Source organism: Ochrobactrum sp. EDr1-4 (assembly GCF_049199085.1).
Taxonomy (GTDB): domain Bacteria; phylum Pseudomonadota; class Alphaproteobacteria; order Rhizobiales; family Rhizobiaceae; genus Brucella.
On the sequence record NZ_JBLZOF010000009.1, the window covers coordinates 70,673 to 92,833 of the forward strand.

The window sequence follows — 22,161 nt, forward strand, 5'->3', positions numbered from 1 at the left end:
ATTTCTCTCCTTAAGAAATTACGTTGGCGAACCGGAGCCCATTTGGGCATCCAACGGTTGACCTTTGATGGAAATCACGGGCTTGGCAGGACCGCCGCCGCGTTCAGAAGCTGCAGACAGCGGTGCATTGCGTGCTGCAAATTTTTCCCGTTTCACGCGCACCTGAATCATATGTGGGCAGCGCTGGTCGTCCTGATAAAGCTCCTGACAATGCATGCAGTAGATGCACTCATTCACATTGATTTTGCCTTCGGGATGAATGGCTTCGACCGGGCATTCCTTGGCACAGCGCTGGCAGGGTGAGCCGCATTCGGGCCAGCGTTTGAGCCATTCAAACATGCGGATGCGTCCGGGGATCGCAAGGGCAGCTCCAAGTGGACACATGTAGCGGCAGTAGAAACGCTCAATGAAAAGACCAGCTGAAAGCAGCGTTAGTGCATAGATCACAAATGGCCATTCGCGTGAGAACTTGAGAATGATTGAGGTTTTGAACGGCTCGACTTCAGCGAAGACCTCTGCCAGTGCCACCGAGTAAAGTGACAGTCCAAACAGCCCCAGAAATATGATGTATTTGACGGGCCATAGGCGCTCATGCAGACCCCATGGCAGTTTGACCTGTGGTATTTTTAGCCATTGCGCGACATTGTTGCTGAGTTCCTGCAAGGCACCGAACGGGCAGAGCCAGCCACAAAATGGTCCACGACCCCAGAATAACAGTCCCGCAGCCACTGATGCCCACAGAATGAATATCAACGGTGACGTGAGAAAAAATTCCCAGTTAAAGCCGGTAATCAGCGAATTGGTAAAGGTCAGAACATTGACCACCGACAATTGCGCATTGTTGTAAAATCCAAGCCAGAGCAGAATAAAAAGCAGATAGCTGCGTCTGACCCAGACAAAGATGCGCGGACGCGCGACGAGAGAATTCTGGAAAAAGAAAATGCCGACGAGAATGAAGATTGCGAGCCCCGCAATCACTACATTGACGCGGTTCATCTCCCACATTTTTACCCAAAGCGGGTTATTGTCGCCGAAAATGTCGGATGCCGTTGCTTCTCCCACCGGCTGCGGTTGACGTGGTGCCTCGGAAGCAGATGCAGGCTGCACGGGTGAAGGAACCTGCTTTGCGAGCAGATGGCGTTCTGGCAGGCTATAGCCCAAATCATAGCTCAGATTAGCCTTGTCACGCGCACCAAATCCACGCTGCACGAGAAGCTGCAAATCCCATGGCTTTGTTACATCGAAGGCGAAACCAGCTGGCACGCGGAAGAGCGCAATTTCGCGCAATTGCGGCGCGCCATCGGCTTCAATGTCACCGAGGCGCGTATGATTTTTATCGCGAAAGCGAACGCCCTGTCCGTCCTGCAAAAGCTCGATGCGATCAAAAATCCCGCCGCGAACATAGCCTGATCCCTTAAAGGAATAAGCGCCGTCACCGGCAACCAGAATTGCCTGTTCACCGGGTTTAAGCTGTTTTTCCAGCCGTTCATAACCGTCTTTACCAAGCAGACTAATCCCAATGCCGGGCACGGAAACAGGAGCGGCATAAAGTTCGATAAAGTTATCTTCAGGGTTGGAAGTCTCTGCGTTGTTTGCGGCCTGTTCATGCTGAGCGTCGCGAAAGGCTTCGCTGACCTCGCCAACATTGAGTTTAAGACTGCGAACCGATCCATCACCGATAAGCGTCTGCCAATCCTGCGGCTCGCGCAGTTCCATATTAATCGCGCGCGGCGCATCAACGCTTGCGGCAAACACAGGTGTATTTCCCAACCGACCGCTGCGAATAAGACCAACGGCCGAGCGCACAATACTATCACCCATCACAAGAACCGTGACCGTTGCACCACTGACGATCTCGACCTGTGGCGGCTTCGCCTTGCCTGCTGAGACCGCAGCCAGATCGCTGTTCACGAGAGAATTAAGTGCTGCAACAACCTTGGCTTCGGGGATGCCGATCAGGACGATGGGCTCTTTGTGATCCACCAGTTTGATGCCGCGAATGACACCTTTGGTATCTATTCCAACAAGGATGCGGATCGGCTTACCGGAATATCCGATCGAACTGGTGAAATCGGAATTGAGATATACATAGCCGAGCAGTTCCCCGCCCTTCGTCACAGGCGCAATCGGTGGTTCACCAACAGGTTGGCCAACATTGTCTGCGCCGGGAAAGACGTGCGTGACGTCCAAAGTGGGAATATATTTTTGCAGGTCGGCAGAATTTGAAGGAGACGTAAAAATACTTAGCGCAATCAGGGAAATAAAAACTGAACACAGGATATTTAAAAAGCGCTTGAAAAGCGTTCTATGGGCCCAATGCACAACGCACTGAGTTTGTCGGATCGCATAATTGAAAGCTATAAAGCCCGTAATCAACATATTCACTTCAACCTAGCTGGCCGCCTGTAGGGGTAAGGCACCCGTTGATGTCGATGAATAGTGATCCGTGCGTTGTGTTCTTTGTTTCAGAGCAAGTAGAAAATATCTTGGTTCAATTGCTATCATTTATTTTGAACTAAGAACGGCTTAATTCTGGACACATTTACGCAACAATGCTGTTTGCGGGAGGGCGTTTTCCAGCCTGTAAAGACACTCTGCTGTTTTTACCCATCCTGTGGACGAGCGTGGTGCTGGGGGAAGCAATTCCTCCATTCAATCACAACCTGCCTGTATGTCTGCAAAATTATCTGGATTCCAGCTTTGCGACTGTGGAACGCCTGCGCCAACAAGATCAATGGCACGTGCTGCAATCTGGTCTGCAATTTCTTCCACACTTTGAGGATGCAGATAAAAAGCCGGAACTGGCGGCATTACAATTGCGCCCATTTCTATGACCGTGCACATGTTGCGCAAATGAACCAGATGCAGCGGGGTTTCGCGTGTCAGCAAAACCAGTCTGCGCCGTTCTTTGAGATGCACATCAGCAGCGCGCGTTAACAAGCTGTCGCTGAAGCCATGTGCAATAGATGCAAGTGTGCGCATCGAACACGGTGCCACAATCATGCCCGCAGTTTGCACCGAGCCACTGGCAATCCTCGCACCTACATCTTCAACGCAATAGGTTTTATCTGCCAGGCGTTGCAACAGCGAATAACCATTGGGGCCAAGCTCGTAGCACAATGTGCGCTCGGCAGCCTCCGAGACAACGAGATGCGATTCAATATCTTCAAGTCGCGCTAAGCGCTCAAGAATTTTTATAGGAATGATGGAACCCGACGCACCGGACACACCGATAACAATCCGCTTCATGTGCGTGGCACTCCGCTTAGACCAAGTTCATCCCATATAGCATCGACCCGCGCGATTGTGCTGTCGTTCATGGTCAGCACCTCGCCCCATTCCCGATCGGTTTCCGGCCCGATCTTATTAGTGGCATCGAGCCCCAATTTGCCCCCGAGACCAGAGCGCGGCGATGCAAAATCGAGATAATCGACTGGCGTATTATCAAGCGTGACGAGATCGCGGCTTGCATCGAACCTTGTAGACAAAGCCCACAGCACATCATCCCAGTTGCGCACATTAATGTCGGGATCAACTGCGATGATAAGTTTGGTATAGCTGAACTGTGGCAGCATCGACCATAGCCCCATCATCACGCGCCGCGCCTGCCCCGGATACCGTTTGTCGATCGAAACCACCATAGCACGATAAGAGCAAGCAGCGGGAGGCAACCAAAGGTCAACGATTTCCGGAAACTGCGCATGCACAACCGGCACAAAAAGCTGGTTCATTACTTCGCCAAGCTTCGACGGTTCATCTGGCGGTCGTCCCGTATAGGTCGATAAATAGACAGGCTTTTTACGCATAGTGATCGCGCTGAGCTGCATTACGGGGAATTCTTCGACACTGTTATAATAGCCGGTATGATCGCCATACGGCCCTTCAGGTGCCGTATGTGATGCTGACACATGGCCTTCGAGAATAATTTCTGCATGAGCAGGCACACTCAGCGGAACCGTGCATGCGTCGGTGATAACAGGTCTGCGGCGTGACAGGAGGCCTGAGAACGCGAGTTCGCTCATACCTTCGGGCAACGGCATGACGGCCGCTAATATGCTCGCAGGGTCAACACCGATGGCCACAGCGACAGGCATATCAAGCCCACGCTGCTGCCACATGCGATGGTGACGCGCTCCACCGCGATGCGCGAGCCAACGCATAATCATGCGGTCTGGTCCTAATTTCTGCATCCGGTAAATTCCGACATTCACGTCCGACGGATCGTCGGGCGCACATGTGATTACCAGCGGCCATGTCACAAGCGGCGCAGGCTCACCCGGCCAGCACCATTGGATCGGCAGTTTACCAAGATCAATTTCATCGTCCAGAAGAACCGTTTCATGAACCGGTGCATGGCTTATCCGGCGTGGACGCATCGCGAGCGCTGCACGGGCAAGCGGAATTTTACTCCAAATTTCTTTTGCCGAACGCGGTGGCTTTGGCGCACGCAATTCCGAAAGCATCATAGCCAGCGCTGGCAGTTCTTCGACCTCCCGGCCAAGCCCCCAGGCAATCCGCCGCTCTGCGCCAAACAGATTGGCCAGCAGTGGGATCGCTTGAACGTGGCCATTAGCATCGACCGGTTTTTCGAAAAGCAGCGCCGGGCCGTCTGCGTGCAGCACGCGTTTATGGATTTCCGTTATCTCGTGAACCAACGAAACCGGACGCGTGATACGAACCAGATCGCCGCGCTTTTCCAGCTCACGCATGAAGCTTTGCAAGCAGACATAATTCGGCGGCAAAACAGAAGCATTTCTCATGCGTCAAGTTTGAATACCGAATTGGTTCGCCGTCTTTGACATTAATCAAACACGACAACACTGGACCGCATATTTTCAAATATTCAACAAATGATGAGTAATCATGGAGAGCCCGCCTTCTGGTCCTGTCAAAAACTTAGTGGGCTCGATACGGGCCTACTTCAAACCATGTCACAGCACCGAGATGCAAAACTATAGTCGCCACATCCTCTCAGCCAAACTGATTATCACCACTCTGCAACACCCGTATCGCGGGCCAATAGCTTTTGAGCCACAGCAAAAATGCCGCTGCCCATAAAACTGCCACCAGCGCATAAGGCGAGCCCGGTAGCTCCGGCATATAATCCGTATCCGGCAAAACACGGCAAATAACGGCTGCAACAAGAAGGAAAATCGCAAACTTTGCGACGCGCGGTAGACCAAGCGTCTGATGCGTGTGCAGCAGACCCGCGATACAGAAGACTGCAAGAACACCAAGTCCCAGACCACCCATCAGCGCCACGTGCAGACCTGCAAGCTCGGGAATAGGTGCGCCGAGTTTGGCCGCACCGCTTAATAATAATCCGATACCCGCCAAGGCTGAAGAACCAGCAAGCGCTATGATTTCAGCGCGCAAAGCCTCTTTGCCGATATAGGCTTCGCCCACGCGGTCCATAAAAGCGGCACCCGCCGCAATCAACACATAGCCACATGTCTCAGGCGAGAAGCCAAACATATCGACCACAACTGCAATAACGATCAGCCCCGGCGCCAGATTGAGTCTGCCGGGATGCGGACGAAAAGGCGCCGTGCTTCGTGTTGGGTCCAGCACCAGATTGGTAATCGGCACCGTAATACGCGCCAGTGCAATGCCAAGAAGCCCGAGAAACACCAGTCCCGCGATGCGCAGCATCTGGCTTGCAAGCTCAATATTCTCAACAAAGAAACCATATCGCACCAGCGCCTCGCAAAGTGTCAGCGCCACAATCCAGCCGACGAATGCCAGTAGCCGGTCTGTCCGTCGCACAATCGTGAGTTTGAGCATGTAGGCAATAAGAAAGCCAAGCCATGCAAGGTCGGCTAATGCGCCAATAAGTCCAAGGCTGTCGGCACCCAGAAAACCGACCAGGCGTCCGGTCAACCATAGTGTTGCGAGTACCAAAAGCGGTCTGCCCTGAAGGCGCTTCGTGTCGGTCCATTCAGGCACTGCCGTGGTGATAAAGCCGAGAAGTGCCGCACCAAAGGCACCGAAAATCATTTCATGCGCATGCCAAAGCGCAGGCGGCGTGGAGCGCACAAGCGGTAGATCGGGACCAAAAACCAGCACCCACTGAAAAGGCCAGATAGCTGCATAAAGTGCTGCGAGCGGGAAGAAAAGCCGAAAGCCTTCATCCGTCAATATGGCCAATAATGGCTGTGCGGGCCGCTGCGTGATGGCAGTCATGGTCGTCTCCGCTCATCGACATCATCAATATGACGGAAGATCGGATCGTGTTTGAGAAAATCCTGTACAGTCGCAAATACGTCTTGATCAGAGCGTTCGCCCGGCAAATGCGGAAGTTTGCGCTCCCCTGCAATTCCGTTACCATCGCTATTGAGCACGACAATGCGATGCGCGATACGGGCCGCTTCCATGAGATCATGAGTGACGAATATTGAACCGAAGCGCGTTGTTCGCCCGGCATCAATGATGATGTCTTGCATCCGGCGTTTGAGAGCGACATCGAGCGCGGTAAAGGGTTCGTCGCAGAACAGGAAGTCCGGTTCAATGACCAGCGCACGCGCAATGGCGACACGCTGCTGCATTCCGCCCGAAAGTTCAGACGGATATTTATCAAGATCAGCTAACTCGAAAGCAACACGATTTGCTGCACGTTTCACAGCCTCATCACGGTCCCGACGCTTCATGCCTGCAATGCGCAGCGGATAGGCAATATTTTCATTGGCAGTTGCCCAGGGCAGCAAACGCGGCTCCTGGAAAATCATGCCATGCTGGCTGTAATTGCGCCTGATGCGCCCACGGCGCTGATCGACAATGCCAGCGGCGATATGGATCAGTGTGCTTTTACCGCAGCCTGACGGCCCCACCAGCGCGACTATTTCAGCCGCTTCTACATCGAGACTGATATGATCGAGCACCGTGCGCCCGAAATAAGCATGTCCGATACGATCAAGTTCCAGCACTGTCATGACAACCACCTCAACGCTTAACGCCCCATGGTTGGGCTGCAACACGCCAGCGTTCGAATTCTGCACGCACTGGATGGATCAGCCCGTATTCGATCACGATCAGCGCGGTTACCGCGATCAGCACCCAGGCAAGCGAACCGGCAATATCGAGATTGGCACGACTGCGCGCCAGTTCACCGCCAATGCCGCCGACATTGGCGAGTAGTTCTGCCATGACCGCCACTTTGAAGGCCGAGCCGAGCGATACCGCGAGCGCAGGAAACAGATAGGCCGAAACATGGCGCAGACTAAGTGTCGTCAGACGCTTTAAGCCACTTGCACCAAAGGCGCGCGCCATATCATCAAGCTTACGATCACGGGTCATGATGCCTTCGGCCACAGATACGAAAATCAGTGGCGATGACGATACGAGAATGGTCATAGCAACAGTACCATCTGTTGAACCAAACCAGATCATTGCAAGCACGATCCATGCGATGGGCGGAACCCCAAGCAATACTGTGACAAGCGGTCTTGCCAAACGCAGAACTGCCGGAAAATAGCCCGCCATGAGACCAAGACCAGCACCGCAAGCCGCTGCAATGGCAAAGCCTTTCAGCGCGCGACGCGTCGTCATAAACGTGAGTTCCCATGCGTGCTGATCACCCAGCAATCCAATTGCAGCGTGAAACGTTGCTAAGGGCGATGGCAGGATAAACTCGCCGTAAGTCTCATGGCCAAACTGCCAGAGCGCCGCCAGCAACATTAACGCTGCAAGGCCCGACCATGCGGACCAGAGAAAGCGTCCTGTTCTCCCTGCCCTTTCAGCCCAGCTTGTCATTGTGTTTCCAATTAAAGATAGAACCCGTCATCCGGCAATTTTCCGGCGATAATGGCAGGATCATTCGATGCTAGCGTTTCAAGCATCGTTTCAATTGCAGGTCGTGCTTTACTGGCACGCGTTGCCATAAGTCGCGATGTCGCAATAGACGCAGCAAGAACCGGCTCGGGAAAATCAAGTGATTGTGCTGCGATACTCGCAGCCTTTGCAGGATCAGCATTCACGCGTTGCGATGCGGCTTCCAAAGCGCTCTGCAAATGATCGGCTAAGTCGGGTTGCTCTATCAGGAGCTTGTCCGTTAGCACCAATTCAGCTTGCGGCAGAATGGGTGCTTTCCCCGTCACCTCTTCCCAGAGCTTTTGCACGTCAATGGTGCGGCTGATATTTTTGCCTGCGGCTTTGCCAAGCATTATGGCCGCAGAAACGGCAGGCTCAGGTGCAAGAACCGCGTCGACCTTGCCTGTCAGAAGCATCTGCATTGCCTCAATCGGCGACGAGGTGTTCTCAAGAGAAATATCTGTCTCAGGCGACAAACCATAATGAGTAAGCAAGCGCTTGAAAACAAGGTCAGGCATGTCATTCCTGAATGGTACAGCCAGCCGTTTGCCCCTAAGCGCTGGAATTGAGTTAAGCGTTGCATCATCTGAAACAATGTAGATCAGACCATCGGTCATCGTATTGAGCAGCTTGAGCTTCATGCCACGATTATAGAGATTGGCCGCCACCTGAACCGGCAGAACCACCGCCGACATTGTTCCAGAAGTGAGACCGGCACGCATTTCATCGGGGCTGCGCCAGACTTTGAAACTGGTTTTGCTCGCAAGTCCATTGAGGTCGCCGGAGGCCAGCGCTTCAGCCAGAATGATCGACGGTCCAGCGGGCGGGCCATAGATTACCAGCTCTTCCAGCGTGTCAGCGTTGGCTGAGCCTAAACCACCCATGATCTGCGATGCCAGCATGCCTGTCGGAATGGCAGCAAGGCTGGTAAGCATAGCGCGTCTGTTCAAAAGCGCGGCCATGATGGCGTTTAGCTTGTCACTCATTTTCCACTCCAACGCGTCTAAGATTTTCCCATCATTATAACTGTGGTTGACGCCCCTCTTTGCGCTGTGTCAAAGAAGAGAATTTCTCTCATGTTTATTACCACCTATCACTCTGAGCGCGGGGCGCTCGCAATTGCAGGGGAATATTCATGCTGATCGACCAGAGCGCGCCAAAGCCAGACGCCTTCCATCAAAAGCGAATGCTGCAACTTCTGACATCGACCGGATTATTACTCATCAGTGCATGTGGCTTTGCTCTGGCACAATCCGCATCACCCGGATCATCGATTGTGCTCGATCCAATCATCATAGGGGCTGATGACAATGCAGCGCTAAAAAAACGCTTCGACGCCATGCCGGGCGGCGTAGCACTTGTCGAACAAAAAGACCGGGCGGTTACCGCAAACGAAACTGTCTCACGCGCGCTGCGTTCCGTTCCGGGCGTGGTTGTACAGAACTTCTTTGGCGGCAACGACCAGCCACGAATTCAGATCCGAGGTTCCGGCCTGCAACAAAATCCGGTCGAGCGTGGCATTCTGATGCTTCAGGACGGATTACCGCTCAATCGCGCAGACGGCTCTTACGCGGTCGGATTTGCAAATCCCAGCCTTGCAGAAACGATAGAAGTCTATCGCGGCTATATGGCCAATCGGCTCGGCGCTTCCGTACTGGGTGGAGCGCTTAATTTTGTATCACCGACAGGCGTGCAATATCAGGGAGTACAGGGAACAGTCAGCGGCGGTTCATTCGGACAGGTTGGCGTTTCTGGCAAAGTAGGCTTCCAGACCGGCACGACGGATGGGCTGTTTCAGGCAGACTACACCCGCCGCGACGGCTTCCGCGATTATAATGAATCTGAACGCGTGAGCGTAGGCGGCAATGTGGGCTTCGAGGTCACGGATAACATCAAAACCCGCTTCTTCTGGGGTTATACTGACCTTGGCTTTGATGTGTCGGGGCCACTCACCAAACGCGAGCTCGAATCCGATCCCCGTCAGGTTCACACCGGCCCGACAGTTACCCCTGGCGGCGCGATCAATCCCGGCCCCAATGTTCTGCGTGACAGGCCACGACGCGATGCAAAACAACTCCTGATCGGTTCACGCACCACTGCGGAATTTGGCTCTCATCTCTTTGATGTCGCCATGGGTTACACCTATACGGATGACACATTCCGCTTCCCGATTTCCGCAGGGATCCGTGAAACCAAAGGTGGCGATTTCACCGGCGTCGTGCGTTATGCCTATACCCCCGACGATGCAGCACCCTTGCCCCTCTTTGAGACGACAGCACAATATTCCATCGGTTCGGCAGACCGTAATTATTACCTCAATCAGTCCGGTACACAGGGCGTGCAGTTCGGTGAAAACGATCTCGATGCCAGCACACTTTCGCTTCATGCAGGGTTTAACGTGCCCGTTAACGACACAATCACTGTCTCGCCTGCGCTTTCCTACGCCTATGCAACGCGCAAGAACGACGACACTTACAGCCTTTCGACGCGACCAACCATTGCCTACAACCCGGCTAATCCTACGGTGCGTTTGCCTAACGGCGCAGTGCCAACGAACAATAACAGCTACGACCGCAATTATCAGGGCTGGAGCCCAAACCTCGGCGTGAGCTACAAGCCGGATGATATCAACACGTTCTTTGCAGCCGTCAGCCGCAGCTTTGAACCGCCCACACATGACGATCTTCTGGCAACCATCAATGGCACGCCTAACAGCAGTGCCGGACGACCAACCCCCGGAGCGCCTTTCACAGTTGCCGATGCTTTCCGCACACCCGACCTTGATGCACAGAGCGCAACAACCATTGAAGCGGGCTGGCGCTCCGAAATGGGTCAGTTTGCTTGGGATGTGACCACGTATTATTCATGGGTTAATAATGAACTACTGAGCTTACGCGATGTTACCGGCGCGTCACTTGGCGCGATTAATGCCGACGATACACGGCATTTTGGTATCGAGCTTGGACTGGCCGCGCAGATTACAGACCAAATATCGGGACGCATTGCCTATACCTATCAGGACTTCCGCTTCCATGATGATCCACTTCGCGGTGACAACCAGCTTGCCGGTGCGCCGCGCCAGATCATCAACACCGTGCTCAATTATGAAGTGAACGAACGCTGGACTTTGCAGGGGGCTGTTCAATGGGTGCCAGAGAAAACGCCTGTCGATAACATGAATACGCTTTATTCTGATCCCTATGCCGTGGTTGATCTGCGCACGGAGTTGAAAATCAGTGAAAATCTACTGTTCTTCGGCGAAGTCACCAATGTCTTTGACGAAAAATACGCAAGCTCAACTCTCATTGTTGATCAGGCAAGGGCCGATCAGGCAGCGTTCCTTCCCGGTGACGGACGCGGGTTTTTTGTTGGCCTAAAAGCCAAATATTAAGTCATCCAATGCCCCCTTATCTGCATTGAATATGCAAAAGGGGGCATAACGCTATTTCATTCATGCGTTGTGTCTGATAGCCAGTTCCCTGCCCCAATGTTTGCTATTCGCAATTATTCGCGGGTGACCGGAGTAGGAAATGGCCACCGACACACCCTTGAAAATACTGGTGCGCGAAATGCCCGTCTTTTCAGGCATGGATGCGCCCGCTTTTGAAAAGCTACTCGATCAATCGACCCATAGAACAGTTTCACAAGGTCATACTGTTTTTCAGCAGGGCGAAGAGGCCAAACTTTTTTACATCCTGGTTCATGGACGTCTGAAAGTGACGCAGGTGACAGCTGACGGACAACAGCTGATTGTGCGCGTGGTCAACCCCGGCGATCTGTTTGGATTTGCGCTTGCTCTGGGTCGCAAGGACTACCCCGGAACTCCGTTTGCTTTGGTCGATAGCAGCGTTCTTGCATGGCCAATGGATCTGATGAGCGAGTTCATGGCACGCCATCCAACGCTGGCCGTCAAAACAATGCAAATGATCGGCAGTCGTCTGGATGCGGCTCATTCGCGTATTCGCGAAATTTCTACGCAGGAAGTCGAACAACGTGTGGCTCATGCGATCATCCGGCTTGCGGATGAAGCGGGTGTGAAAGAAGATAGCGGTATCCGCATTGATTTTCCTGTCTCACGGCAAGATATTGCGGAGCTGACAGGCACCACTTTGCACACAGTCTCGCGCATTATTAGCCAGTGGCAAAGCAAAGGTTTGGTTGAAGGCGGTAGAAAATCGCTTATTGTGCGCGAACTCAAGCGACTGAAACACATAGCGACCAGCGATTTCTGATCTTTTCTCTCCACTATTGAAATCTGTTTGATCCCAATCAAAGAGCGCGACCGAAACGCATTCTAAATTTTCTTCGCACTGGTGAATGGCATCTTTATGGAACTGTCCAGGCCAGCTTTGGAGATTAACAAAATGCGTAAATGTGCTATTTCCTTCGCCGCAGCGGCCCTTAGCCTGATGATGGTGGCCCCCGTTATGGCTGAAAATATCGAAGTCCATATGCTCAACAAAGGCGCAGACGGCGCCATGGTTTTCGAGCCTTCTTACATTAAGGCCAATCCCGGCGACACGATCACGTTTATTCCCACTGACAAGGGCCACAATGTCGAGTCGATCAAGGGAATGATCCCCGAAGGCGCTGAAGCTTTCAAAAGTAAGATCAATGAAAATTACACACTGAACGTCACACAACCCGGCGCTTATTTCGTTAAATGCACACCGCATTATGCCATGGGCATGGTGGCTCTGCTGGTTGTCGGCGACAACCCTTCAAACCTGGAACAGATCGTTGCAGCCAGGAAGCCAAAACCAGTGCAGGCACGGCTCGAGAAAGCAATCGCCAGCGCACAGTAACAGGCTGTTGGAAATTGCAGATACTGGTCAGGTGACGAGGATATTATGACAAGACAGGAAGGCCTGCTGGCCACCCCCGCAGCGATGCCCTCCGAACGACGCGGCGCAATTGCGCGAGGGTTTAAAAAGACCGGACCCGCAATTTTCAGCTATGGCTTCCGCCCATTTTTTCTGGGTGGAGCCATCTGGGCAGTTCTGGCCATGCTGCTCTGGATATTCTCGCTCACCATAGGCCTTTCTGTCGGCGGTGCCTACGGCGCGCTCAACTGGCATGCTCATGAAATGGTGTTCGGTTTTTCTTCCGCAGTTCTTGCTGGCTTTTTGCTGACCGCAGTGCCCAACTGGACCGGCAGATTACCCGTTTCCGGCATGCCACTCGCTCTGCTATTCGGAGCATGGTTTGTCGGTCGGTTGGTGTTTCTCAATCCAGACATAACGAATATCTATGTCGCGGTTACCATTGAGAGCCTTTTCCTGCCCTTACTTCTTTTCATCTGCGCGCGTGAAATCGTTGCTGGCCGCCAATGGAAAAACCTTAAAGTTTTGATTGCTGTAGCTGTCGTTACGCTCGCCAATATCACTTTTCACTATCTGGCACTCAGTGGTGGTGACGTTGCGATGGCAAACCGTATTGGGGTCAGTGCCTATGTGCTTCTGATCATGCTGATTGGTGGTCGCATCATTCCAAGCTTCACCCGCAACTGGCTCAACAAAGCCGGATTAACGCAGTTTCCAACCTCGTTTAACCGATATGACGGCTTGTGCATTATTGTGGGAGCAGCGACCTGCATTGCCTGGGTGGCGGCACCAGAATCTTTAGTCACTGCCATTCTCGCTATCATCACTGCCGTTCTTCATACAATCCGGCTCTATCGTTGGCGGGGCTGGAGTGTGGCGCGCGAAAAGCTTTTGCTTGTCTTGCACATTGCCTATGCCTTTGTACCTCTTGGTTACATTGCGATCGCTTGCTCAGCGCTTGGCCATCTCAATCCATTTTCTGCACTTCACATCATGACGGTGGGTGTTATCGGTTGCATGATGTTAGCCGTCATGACGCGAGCCACACGCGGACATACAGGAAGACCATTGACGGCAACTCTAACAACACAAATTGCCTATCTCTGCATTATTCTCGCGGCACTTACTCGCCCATTTGCAGAAATGATGCCGAACTTCTTCCATACATTCCTCGCAGGCTCAGCACTGCTATGGATGCTAGCCTTCGGTCTCTATGTTCTCGAATATGGCCCAATGCTCTCACGCAAACGAAAAACGTGAATATAAAACTGGATTGAAGAACGACTGTATTATGAAACTGTCGCTTCTGCATCACTATTATGTTCGGTGCATCAAATGGTGAATGATCGAGTTTAGCGATAACTTATCGTCTGCCCGTTTCAAATGACGAACCAGTACGCAGCTTTGCTGCTTTAGCGTTCTGGCGGCTTGAGCAATCACATGAAACAATTATGCGTTCTGATCAATTGAGTGGCATGACCATCATTTTTACGCTTTTTGCCGACGGAGGTTTGAAAGAAACTATCTTTGCACATCGGGACTTGCTTATTCATTAGCATCAACTATCAGGATCACCTTGTGCAATATGAGTGTGACTGACCCAGCACAGTGCTTATTATAAAATAGTACCGCCCCCAAATCAGATCCGCTTAAGATTTATGGGGAGCTGGGAAGATTTAAATTCCAAGTCTAGAAACTAACGCAGCGACGTCACTTTGGTACACGGAGGAACAATTCTGGATTGGAGTGCTATAACCGTAAAAATATTACAGCCAATCTCCCAAAGCATTCCCTCGAGAAATCACTGCCTTATCAATGATGGATCAGATTAATTTGCAGTTTCGACCCTGTGGCCGCTGCGTACCGACGCAATGTCGAAATGGACGGAGAAACTTTACCACCTTCAAGTCTAGCAATGGCCGATTGGGTCGTGCCAATACGTTTCGCTACATCGGCTTGCGACATCTTTGCGTCGGTTCGCGCCCTCACAAGAGCTTCGACAAGAGCAAAATCTGCATCCGCTTTTTCATATTCCTTCTGAAATTCCGGATCGCTCATAAGGCGCTTTTTAAGGTCTGCTATCCTGGTCATGGCTTTACCTGCTTCATTCGCTGCCTCGCTAAATCTAAGGCGCTCTTAGGTGTTTTCTGCGTTTTCTTGACAAAAACATGAAGAATGACAACGCGGCGTCCGGTAACAGTAACGTAAAAACCCCGCGCAATTCCTTCCATTGCTTTAGCGCGAAGCTCCCAGAGCTTTCCCTCAAGGTGCTTAACATGAGTTTCATGCAGTTGTTCTAAACCAACATTCTCGACCATTTCCATTAAACGGATGAGTCGTGCCTGCAATCCAGCGGGAAGCTCCTCGATTTCAGCATCCACAGTGTCGTCAAGCGTTTCAACTATTCATCGCATATTTGCTATATAGCGCAAAAGAGATAGTCTTTCAAGCCGAAATGGACGCATTCAACCAATGCAGAATTCAATGCCCGAGTTTTCCAATCGTACTGATCCGCATAGTTTGGAATATTTGATTGCCAGTCAAGATTTCTAGGCGCGATCCTAACCAGAACCTATATGTCTCTAAGAGTCGCCCATAAGAGAGTTCAAAATCGATTCCCCTTTGTACTGTATAATGTCGCTGAATATCATCGCACAAAAGATTTCCTTTTCAATCTCACCTCTATAATATGGGCATTATGATCAAGTTCTCGAACAGAGTGCTTCGCTTTTGGGTTACTAACTCAGCTGGGCTCCCATAAACAGCGGCCCCGAAGACATAAATTAAAACTTAACAGCAAACCTTACGCTCCCTTCCTGTCCGAGGAAGTTGTCGCCGATCTGCGCATTGTACTCTCCGCGCAATTCGTAGCGTTCGTCGACGTAAAGCTGAAGGCCTAAGCCGACATCAACCAGAAATTCCGGCGCCGCGGATGTCGAAACGAACGCGAAGCCATCGCCATTCTCACCGCCAAACAAGAAATTCTGGCTCATCTGTTCATCATGCAGATAGGTAAACCCAACGGTTCCATAGGGGCGCAGCCAGCCTTTGGCGACATCAATGCGCGTGCCCAACTCGACCGCAGGTGAGAGAGCGAACGTCCAGTCATTAAACGCGTCCGCCGCCAGACGAGCTCCATCGCCGTTCAGCTCATAGCCCGGCATATAGGTGTGGATGATATCCACATCGAGGTAAGGCCGAACATATGATTGATCGAATGCAAATTCATAGGCCACGCGTCCGCGCACTGCCGCAGTCCACACGTCGCTGTCGACTTCGGCAAACCAGAGATCATTACCCATACTGAAAATGCGGTCAGTGGTGATGCGGCCGTAGCCGAGATGGGCGGCACCGGCAAAGTACCAGGCACCCATCTGATGCTTCAGCGAGATTGCGATGTCGCCGCTGTCAGACTCCGTCTCCGTAAAGCCATCATCGGAATGCCCCTTGCTTGAGGTATAGGCACCGCTGGCACCCACAAACCAATTCGGCTTAAACTCCCACTGCGCGCCCATACGATAGCTGAAACTGTTCTGTGAATAGCCAAAGGTGCTTGTCGATTCCGACTGGTTCCAATGTGCGCTGGAGATCCTGGCCCAGGCACATTCGCTCTCATTGATCATAACGCCATCGTCGATGAAGGCTGGGCAGCTAAGGGCGCCCCTCAGAGAAGCACGGCTGCCCGTAGTGCTCTGGACGATAGCCGCCTGCTGCTGGCCTTCCGGCGAGCCAGAGGCAAGAGCCGCTTCATATTCCTGTAGCGAGGATACGGAAGCCATGCCACCGAACACCCGTGAAGCATAAGTGGAACCGGTACCAGCGTTCCAAACGTCCTGCAGCGAATTCATGAAGCTGCGTTCCGTCGGTGTTAGCTCAATCCCGGAGGCTGCGGCTGCGAAATCAGCCGATGGCGTGACAGTGATGTTGCTGGTTGACGAGCGTGTCTGCCAAGAGATTGGCGACGCCGCGCTATAACTGAACTCCGCCGGATTGTGCTGAACAAGTTCTCCTGACATGAGTGTATAAGGTGTCGGCAGCACGCCGATGAAGTTAGGCTGGAAGGCCAAGCCATCAATCGTGGCGACGCCGTTCGCCTCTATCCAGTCGTTCTTCTGAACGCCCGGGCCGGAACTGTCGATATCCACGCGCGCCACACCGGCAAGCCAGGCATCACCGCCATTGATATTCAGCGTGCCGAGTTTGCCTAAGCCGCCGACATCAATCACACCAAAATTTTCGAACGAGCCTCCGCGACCAAGATTTACGATGCCATTGCCCGGCGCACTGATATAGGCCGCAGAACTCTCGTTCCTGAAGGTATTTTTCTCCAGCGTTCCACTGCTGGCAAGGTCAACATTGCCCATCAGCACGCCAGCATTCGTCAGGCTGTCACTGCCGACGGAGGTCTGGATCGCGTTACCCGACCCCGCGCTCACCATAGCACCGGCCCGCAGATTGATGGTGGTCGTGCCACCACCCTCGACCCGGATCGCTGTACCGCTACCGGTGCCACCTGTTAGGATACCGGTATGGTCGATGATATTGGCACCAGACTGACGCTGGAAATCCTCGAAGCTTCCGCTGGCCGTCTGTCGACCGTTCTGGATGAAGAACCCATGCGAACCCTCGCCGGTTGTGACGATGTCGCCATGCGTAATAATGGAGACCGAACCGCCATGACCGGTCATTCCCTCGCGGCGTTTCCCCTCATCCTTTTGTACGGCGATGGCCGTTGTCTGAAAAGCAGCACCGCCGCCGCCGCCAATAGTCTGCGCATAAATACCGTGAGCGGCATTACCGGTGGTTGTGATGGAAAGACGCGATTTCGTGTCTGCCATCCCGACGATGATTGCGCCACCATTGCCGCTGCTGCCCAGAACCTGGGTCGATGTGCGAGTTATCCAATAACCCGGTACCGAAACACCGCCATCGGGAGTTGGGATGATCGTTGGCGGCACCCAAACCTGCTCCGTCTTTTCAACCGGTAGGGGATCGGCGAAATTCATGTTCACATTACCTGCGCCGGTATAACCGCCGCCGCCGCCGATGGATTGCAGCGTGACCGCAGTCGCACCATTGCCTGAGGTGGCAACAGACGCATTTTTGTCGAAAGTGACCTTCACCTCGTCGCCATTTCCGCCGACGCCGCCCGTGCCGCCCAGGCGCGCTTTGATTGCCAGCAGACCATCATTGCCCGCATCAGCACCAAACCCGCCGCCGCCGCCCACACTTTGAGCAAAGATGCCAAAAGAGCCGATGCCTTCCGTGACGATGCTGCCTGAATGGTTCACGAAAACCTTGCCGCCGCTGCCGCCCTCACCGCCAGTACCACCGAACGAGGCACCGATAGACGGGGTGGGCAAAATCGTCGACGATACGTCACCCGTTCCGCCAGCCTTAGCCCCACTGGAATTATAAGCCAGCAGGTCTGCCAGTTTCTGAGCGTCGCTCTTTTCCTTCTCGGTGGTAGTCCTGGAGGTCAGCACACTGGTGGTGGCAGCTTTCAGCATCTCCTCGGCCAGCTGCATCGCCTCTTTCATATCAGCGGAATCGGAAACGACGGCCGGATCGTCGGGATCGACGCGGCTGACAAACACCGTGCCACCGCCGCCGCCAACACTCTGGGCGATCAGCGCGTGCGCTTCCTTGCCAGAGGTCAAGATCGTACCGGAATTATCGACCTTTACCGAGCCACCGTTGGAGCTTTTGCCACCGCTGCCGCCGACCTTGAGCTCACCGGTCAACGAAATGGAATTGGCGCTGGCAGCCACACCGCCATAGCCGCCCCCGCCGCCGACACTCTGCGCGAACAGGCCAAACGAACCAGCGCCAGCGGTTTGGATTCCGTTGGTGTTTGCGACCGTCACATTACCACCCTTGCCGCCGTCGCCCCCGCTGCCGCCGACAGAAATATTGGCGTTCAGCTTGTTGGTGCCGTTCGCAAGGCTGGCACCGGCACGCCCACCGCCGCCACCGATAGATTGAGCGAGAATCCCAATGCTGTTAGCTTCCTCGGTGAACACCAGACCCGAATTCGTTACCTCAACTGCATCACCCGCGCCACCAGCGCCACCCTTGCCGCCCAATGCGACCGTGAGGTCAAGCTCCGTCGGCTTCTCGGCCTCGCCATAAACCTTCTCATAGGCCTTTTTAATCTTGTCCTTATAGGCCTCGACCAAAATCGTTTCGCTAATCAAGGAAACTGCGTTAAACGCCTCGCCGGATTCAGGGAAGATGAGGTTTCCGTCCTTGTCCACCTTCCAAAGCTTCTTGCCGTTGGCGTAGAACGACTTGGCGATCTTGAATAATGACTTCGCCTGTTTGATCCGGTCCGGACCTTTAGCATCGCCCGGCTTGTCGTTTTTGCCATTGGCATTAGCGATGGCCGCCAGCGCGTTCTTCTTGTCCTCTTCACTTACTTTATCCCCGCTCGCCTTCGCGACATCGGCTTTCTTGTCGGCAGGATCGGGCTTCGACGTGGCCATCTTTGTCACATATGTCCGAAGATCGTTCACCTTCACGACTTCATCAACGAGCTGAAGGATGAAGGCACCAGTATCTTCTGTCAGCGTCGGTGCCGCCTTCACGGTACCAGCAAAGCCACCGCCTTCACCACCGCCGCCACCAACACTTTGAGCAAATATGCCAACGGAGCCTGCTCCGATGGTCCGGATGACCCCGCCAGACTGGTTTGTTACGGTAACGGCACCGCCATTGCCACCGCTTCGGTTCTTTGACGGGTGCGCCGGATCAATATGACCGGCATCACCTCCTGCCTCTAAAGTAATGTTAAACTTGCCTTTACCGGTTGCCATGTAGCCGCCGGCATCACCACCGCCGCCGCCCACGCTCTGGGCGTGGATACCCTTGGCGTTGTGGCCCTGCGTCAGGATAGTGCCGCTATTGTCGACGTCGACCCGACCGCCATGGCCGCCCTCTCCGCCAGCGCCGCCAATGGCAAAGTTTGTGGTCATCGCGCCGGCTGTGGGCAGCGCAGACACAAGGTTGTTGAGATGGTCGTTCCACGAGATGCCGGACGAAGCCTTTGCATCACCAGAGCCGCCATGACCGCCGCCGCCGCCGATGCTCATGGCGGAGATGCCGCGCGAGAATGCGCCCGATGTTTCGATCGCAGCATAGTTCTCAACCCGCACGCCCTTGGCGGGGTCGGTATAGCCATTACCGCCCCCCCCGCCTTTGCCGCCCACAGCAGCGACGAGTGTGACGTTCTCGAAAAATCCGACGACATCGGCTGCTGATTTTGCGACGCCACCATTGCCGCCGCCACCGCCAACGCTTAGCGCATCAATGCCGTCGGAACTCGACCCGGTTGTGATGATGTTGCCATAATTGCGCACCGTCACACTGCCGCCAGTGCCGCCTGTGCCCCCGGCACCGCCCACCGCGAAGGAAAGGCTGAACGCTGGCCATTCGGGTGGCGCAACGGCAAGTGCATAGCTTGTTGCATCCCCGGCGATGCCGCCGCCGCCGCCGACGCTGTTTGCAATAATGCCCGCAGACTGGATGCCAAAGGTCGTGATGGCGGATTCGTTGTTGACTTCGACGTTGCCGCCGTTGCCGCCACCGCCGCCCTTACCGCCCACGGCAACCGTGAGGGCTGCGACCACACCGGCCGCTTTGGCCGTCGCACTGCCGCCCAAGCCGCCGCCGCCGCCCACGCTCATCGCAATAAGGCCGGTGGAACCCGCGCCAATTGTCGTTATGGATGGCGCAACGCTCGGCCCACTTGCTGGTACCGCCAGCCGCAATGCGTCACCAAGTGCAGCTTCCTTGTCCCATGACGTGCGATAGGCATTGCTGAAGCCATCAACGAGAACGTTGCCACCCGCACCGCCACCGCCACCATCACCACCAAGTCCAATGCCGACAAAGGGCGAGGAGACGCTGGACATGCCACCGATGCCACCACCACCGCCGATGCTCTGTGCCACCAGCCCGTAGGCTTTGAGGCCATCAGTCTCGATAGTCCCGAGTTGGGTCACATGAATATTTCCGCCCGCACCGCCACTGCCGCCTTCTCCACCACGACCGAAAAACCAGGCATCGCCTGCACCACCAGCGCCGCCGGCGCCCGAGCCGCCGCTGCCGGGCACGATGGCCCCGGCCTGAAAGGCAGCAATAGCGTTGCCGCCGCCGACGCTTTGCGCGGCGATACCGGTCGCACCTTCACCCTTGGTGGTAATCTTGCCGAAATTGCCGATATTCACGTCGCCGCCAGCACCAGCCGCACCGCCCGGATTGCCATGAAACAAGCCGTCACCGCCGCGGCCGCCCGTGCCACCGATAGACTGCGCCATCAGGCCAGTGCTGTATTTGCCATTGGTGGAAATCAAGCCCTGGTTAATGCCGAGCACCCAGCCACCGACGCCGCCGCTGCCACCATTGCCGCCCTCGTCACGGCGCTGACTACCGCCATTACCGCCAGCGCTTTGCAAGATCACACCAAGCGAACGATCGCCCACTGTGCTGATGGTGCCACTGTTATCGAACCAGACAGCGCCACCGGCCCCGCCATTCGTGGCATTGTAGTCACCGTAATAAAGCGTGGCGCTGCTACCCTCGCCGCCAATCGACTCGGCGATGATGCCCGGCGCACTTGCGCCCTTAGTGCCAATCGATCCCGACTTATCAATAATAACACTCGTGACACCACCATTGCCACCCGCTAAGACGCTGGGCAAACCGCCATAGCGTATGCCGCCAAACGCCGCGTCACCACCAAGCGAACGTGCCCAGATGCCTGAATACTGCCTGCCTTCCGTCTTGATGGAGGACTGTAGCCAGACATCCACCTCACCACCATCACCGCCTCGACCGGCCTGACTGGTCGCCCCTCCACCGCGCCCACCTTGAGAGTAGATAAGCATCATAGCGCCGCCGCCGTTCCACCAGGGACCCATGGCACCCGAGCGTGTATCGGAATACCACTTGCTGCCACGCGTCAGTTCGAAAAGCGGCTCCGCAGCGCGGGTCGGCTGATCGCCATAGCCGGCCAGAGCGCCACGTTGCACCACGCTGACGCGCCCACCATCACCGCCACGCGCTCCCGGTTCCCATGCAAATGGTGCTGACGCGCCTACGCCGCCGACACCACCCATGGAGCCGAGCTGGACCGCAACACCGTGTTCAACGCGGGTCGTATAGTCGTTGAGAAGCATAATGATGCCGCCGGTCAAACCCGGTGTAGCAGGCGTGTTGGCACTGAAGGTACGCGCTGTTGCGTCACTACCCTGCGCACCATAGAACTCACGGAAAAAGACGCTCTCCACAGTGGATGGAAGCGCTGTTGAGGCCGTACTGGCGGTGGCCTGTGCTGTCATAAAAGCGAGCGGAATGGCCAGCGCTGTCCGGCTGATGCCCGAAAGCAAATTCTCACGGGAGCAACGGAGCAAAGGCGCAGCAAGCTTGATGTAGACCATCTATCTAATCCAAACAAAGTAAGCACAATGATTGTAGATGGCACTCAATACAGTTTATACTGATCTGACGCAGCGTACCCGCCAGACGTAAT

Annotated in this window: 14 protein-coding genes; 4 read left to right on the top strand and 10 right to left on the bottom strand. The window is 54.4% G+C overall.

The window, feature by feature from the left end:
* Window positions 1-18: 18 nt before the first annotated feature.
* From ACOZHT_RS20540 to ACOZHT_RS20570, 7 genes are all read right to left on the bottom strand, one after another.
* On the bottom strand, window positions 19-2,379 hold the full coding sequence (locus ACOZHT_RS20540) for a 4Fe-4S binding protein (protein ID WP_421566444.1): 2,361 nt from the start codon (window positions 2,377-2,379) through the stop codon (window positions 19-21).
* Window positions 2,380-2,652: 273 nt separating this feature from the next.
* Window positions 2,653-3,249: a UbiX family flavin prenyltransferase gene (locus tag ACOZHT_RS20545; protein ID WP_421566445.1), complete on the bottom strand. Its 597-nt coding sequence runs from the start codon at window positions 3,247-3,249 to the stop codon at window positions 2,653-2,655.
* Window positions 3,246-4,760 carry a UbiD family decarboxylase gene (locus ACOZHT_RS20550; RefSeq protein ID WP_421566446.1) on the bottom strand — a complete coding sequence of 505 codons (1,515 nt, stop codon included), beginning with the start codon at window positions 4,758-4,760 and terminating at the stop codon, window positions 3,246-3,248. The genes ACOZHT_RS20545 and ACOZHT_RS20550 overlap by 4 nt, the downstream gene beginning before the upstream one ends.
* 211 nt (window positions 4,761-4,971) lie before the next feature.
* Window positions 4,972-6,183: an NnrS family protein gene (locus ACOZHT_RS20555; RefSeq protein ID WP_421566447.1), complete on the bottom strand. Its 1,212-nt coding sequence runs from the start codon at window positions 6,181-6,183 to the stop codon at window positions 4,972-4,974.
* Window positions 6,180-6,929, bottom strand: a complete 750-nt coding sequence (locus ACOZHT_RS20560) for an ABC transporter ATP-binding protein (RefSeq protein ID WP_421566448.1) — start codon at window positions 6,927-6,929, stop codon at window positions 6,180-6,182. Before ACOZHT_RS20560 ends, ACOZHT_RS20555 begins: the two co-directional genes overlap by 4 nt.
* Window positions 6,930-6,939: 10 nt before the next feature.
* Window positions 6,940-7,749, bottom strand: a complete 810-nt coding sequence (locus ACOZHT_RS20565; protein WP_421566449.1) for an ABC transporter permease — start codon at window positions 7,747-7,749, stop codon at window positions 6,940-6,942.
* Window positions 7,750-7,760: 11 nt separating this feature from the next.
* Entirely contained in the window at window positions 7,761-8,792 is a 1,032-nt protein-coding gene (locus ACOZHT_RS20570; RefSeq protein ID WP_421566450.1) for an ABC transporter substrate-binding protein, read from the bottom strand.
* 149 nt (window positions 8,793-8,941) lie between these two features.
* Here ACOZHT_RS20570 and ACOZHT_RS20575 point away from each other — a divergent pair, with 149 nt between their 5' ends.
* The 4 genes from ACOZHT_RS20575 (at window position 8,942) to ACOZHT_RS20590 (ending at window position 13,889) form a co-directional block, all read left to right on the top strand.
* Window positions 8,942-11,197, top strand: coding sequence for a TonB-dependent receptor family protein (locus tag ACOZHT_RS20575; protein ID WP_421566451.1), 2,256 nt, complete (start codon window positions 8,942-8,944; stop codon window positions 11,195-11,197).
* A gap of 139 nt (window positions 11,198-11,336) precedes the next feature.
* Window positions 11,337-12,038 (top strand): Crp/Fnr family transcriptional regulator, encoded by a 702-nt coding sequence (locus tag ACOZHT_RS20580; RefSeq protein ID WP_421566452.1) that lies wholly within the window; start codon window positions 11,337-11,339, stop codon window positions 12,036-12,038.
* 132 nt (window positions 12,039-12,170) lie between these two features.
* On the top strand, window positions 12,171-12,611 hold the full coding sequence (locus ACOZHT_RS20585; protein ID WP_339510367.1) for a pseudoazurin: 441 nt from the start codon (window positions 12,171-12,173) through the stop codon (window positions 12,609-12,611).
* Window positions 12,612-12,656: 45 nt separating this feature from the next.
* The gene (locus ACOZHT_RS20590) at window positions 12,657-13,889 is read left to right on the top strand and encodes an NnrS family protein (protein ID WP_421566453.1); all 1,233 of its coding nucleotides are present in this window, start codon (window positions 12,657-12,659) and stop codon (window positions 13,887-13,889) included.
* Window positions 13,890-14,441: 552 nt separating this feature from the next.
* Here the strand turns inward: ACOZHT_RS20590 and ACOZHT_RS20595 are convergent.
* The 3 genes from ACOZHT_RS20595 to ACOZHT_RS20605 all read right to left on the bottom strand — a co-directional run bounded on the left by ACOZHT_RS20595 (window position 14,442) and on the right by ACOZHT_RS20605 (window position 22,069).
* Window positions 14,442-14,720, bottom strand: coding sequence for a helix-turn-helix domain-containing protein (locus ACOZHT_RS20595; RefSeq protein WP_421566454.1), 279 nt, complete (start codon window positions 14,718-14,720; stop codon window positions 14,442-14,444).
* Window positions 14,717-15,010, bottom strand: coding sequence for a type II toxin-antitoxin system RelE/ParE family toxin (locus ACOZHT_RS20600; protein WP_421566455.1), 294 nt, complete (start codon window positions 15,008-15,010; stop codon window positions 14,717-14,719). The genes ACOZHT_RS20595 and ACOZHT_RS20600 overlap by 4 nt, the downstream gene beginning before the upstream one ends.
* Before the next feature lie 402 nt (window positions 15,011-15,412).
* Complete coding sequence (locus ACOZHT_RS20605) at window positions 15,413-22,069, bottom strand: autotransporter outer membrane beta-barrel domain-containing protein (RefSeq protein WP_421566456.1); 6,657 nt, start codon at window positions 22,067-22,069, stop codon at window positions 15,413-15,415.
* Window positions 22,070-22,161: the final 92 nt, after the last annotated feature.